Origin of the sequence: Pseudomonas sp. FW305-28 (assembly GCF_017351395.1) — a bacterium.
In the GTDB taxonomy this organism is placed as follows: domain Bacteria; phylum Pseudomonadota; class Gammaproteobacteria; order Pseudomonadales; family Pseudomonadaceae; genus Aquipseudomonas; species Aquipseudomonas fluorescens_AA.
This window is the reverse complement of record NZ_JACNDD010000293.1, coordinates 1-1,944: the sequence shown is the minus strand read 5'-3', so window position 1 is coordinate 1,944 and position 1,944 is coordinate 1. Positions and strand designations below refer to the sequence as shown.

1 protein-coding gene is annotated in these 1,944 nt (G+C 62.4%); it reads left to right on the top strand.

Features of this window, described 5'->3' with window-relative positions:
* The first annotated feature begins 104 nt into the window (after positions 1-104).
* Positions 105-1,880, top strand: a complete 1,776-nt coding sequence (locus J4E53_RS30470; RefSeq protein ID WP_060742592.1) for a PQQ-dependent methanol/ethanol family dehydrogenase — start codon at positions 105-107, stop codon at positions 1,878-1,880.
* Positions 1,881-1,944 lie beyond the last annotated feature (64 nt).

Genomic DNA, 1,944 nt, shown 5'->3' with positions numbered 1-1,944 from the left:
AACTCAACACAGCGTGCAATTGTTGGCAGCGGCCCCGAGGCCAAGAATCTGTGGCAGACCGGGAAAATTTCCCGGGTATAACAATAACCGCAGAGGTAGCCGTCATGAGTCATCCCGCACGTCGCCAACCCTTCGCCGTGAGCCTGCTGCTCAGTGCCATGCTGCTGTCCGGTTCGGCCCTTGCAGCCGTGACCGATCAGGAAATTCTCCAGGATCCGAAGAACCCCGAGCAGATTGTGACCAATGGCCTGGGCGTCCAGGGTCAGCGCTATAGCCCGCTCGACACGCTCAACGACAGCAACGTCAAGGATCTGCGTCCGGTCTGGGCGTTCTCCTTCGGCGGTGAGAAGCAGCGCGGCCAGCAGGCTCAGCCGATGATCAAGGACGGGGTGATGTACCTCACCGGTTCCTATTCGCGGGTGTTTGCCGTGGATGCGCGCACCGGCAAGAAGCTGTGGCAGTACGACGCCCGCTTGCCCGATGACATCCGCCCTTGCTGCGACGTGATCAACCGCGGCGTGGCCTTGTATGGGGACCTGGTGTTCTTCGGCACCCTCGACGCCAAGTTGGTGGCATTGAACAAGGACACCGGCAAGGTGGTGTGGAGCAAGAAGGTCGCCGACCACAAGGAAGGCTATTCCATCAGTGCCGCTCCGCTGATCGTCAACGGCAAGCTGATCACTGGCGTGGCCGGTGGCGAGTTCGGCGTGGTGGGCCAGATCAGCGCCTATGATCCGAAGAATGGCGAACTGCTGTGGACCCGGCCGACCGTGGAAGGCCACATGGGCTACGTCTACAAGGACGGCAAGGCGGTCGAGAATGGCATTTCCGGTGGCGAGGCGGGCAAGACCTGGCCGGGCGATCTCTGGAAGACCGGCGGTGCGGCGCCTTGGCTGGGTGGCTACTACGACCCGGAAACCAACCTGCTGCTGTTCGGCACCGGCAACCCGGCGCCCTGGAACTCCCACCTGCGTCCTGGCGACAACCTCTATTCCTCCTCGCGTCTGGCCCTGAACCCGGACGACGGCACCATCAAATGGCACTTCCAGAGCACACCGCACGACGGCTGGGACTATGACGGCGTCAACGAACTGATCTCGTTCAACTACAAGGAAGGCGGCAAGGACATCAAGGCCGCGGCCACCGCCGACCGTAACGGCTTCTTCTACGTGCTCGACCGCACCAACGGCAAATTCATCCGCGGCTTCCCGTTTGTCGACAAGATCACCTGGGCCACCGGCCTGGACAAGGACGGCCGGCCGATCTACAACGAGGCCAGCCGTCCGGGTGCGCCGGGCAGCGAAGCCAAGGGCAGCTCGGTGTTCGTGGCACCGGCGTTCCTCGGCGCGAAAAACTGGATGCCCATGGCCTACAACCAGGACACTGGCCTGTTCTACGTGCCGTCCAACGAATGGGGCATGGACATCTGGAACGAAGGCATCGCCTACAAGAAAGGCGCGGCGTTCCTCGGGGCCGGCTTCACCATCAAGCCGCTGAACGAGGATTACATCGGCGTGCTGCGGGCCATCGATCCGAAGACGGGCAAGGAAGTCTGGCGCCACAAGAACTTCGCGCCACTGTGGGGCGGGGTCCTGACCACCAAGGGTAACCTGGTCTTCACTGGCACGCCTGAAGGTTTCCTGCAGGCCTTCAACGCCAAGACTGGGGAAAAGGTCTGGGAATTCCAGACCGGCTCCGGCGTGCTTGGCTCGCCCATCACCTGGGAAATGGACGGCGAGCAATACGTCTCCGTGGTGTCCGGTTGGGGCGGGGCGGTGCCGCTGTGGGGTGGCGAGGTGGCCAAGCGGGTGAAAGACTTCAACCAGGGCGGCATGCTCTGGACCTTCAAGTTGCCGAAAGCGCTTGTCGCCAAGCGCTGAGCCAACCTTGGCAATGTAGAACCTGTGGGAGCGAGCTTGCTCGCGATTGTGGTGGGTCAGTTTG

Excerpts from the sequence above, each read along its gene's own strand:
- J4E53_RS30470 (WP_060742592.1), top strand. The coding sequence starts at position 105 with ATGAGTCATCCCGCACGTCGCCAACCCTTCGCCGTGAGCCTGCTGCTC.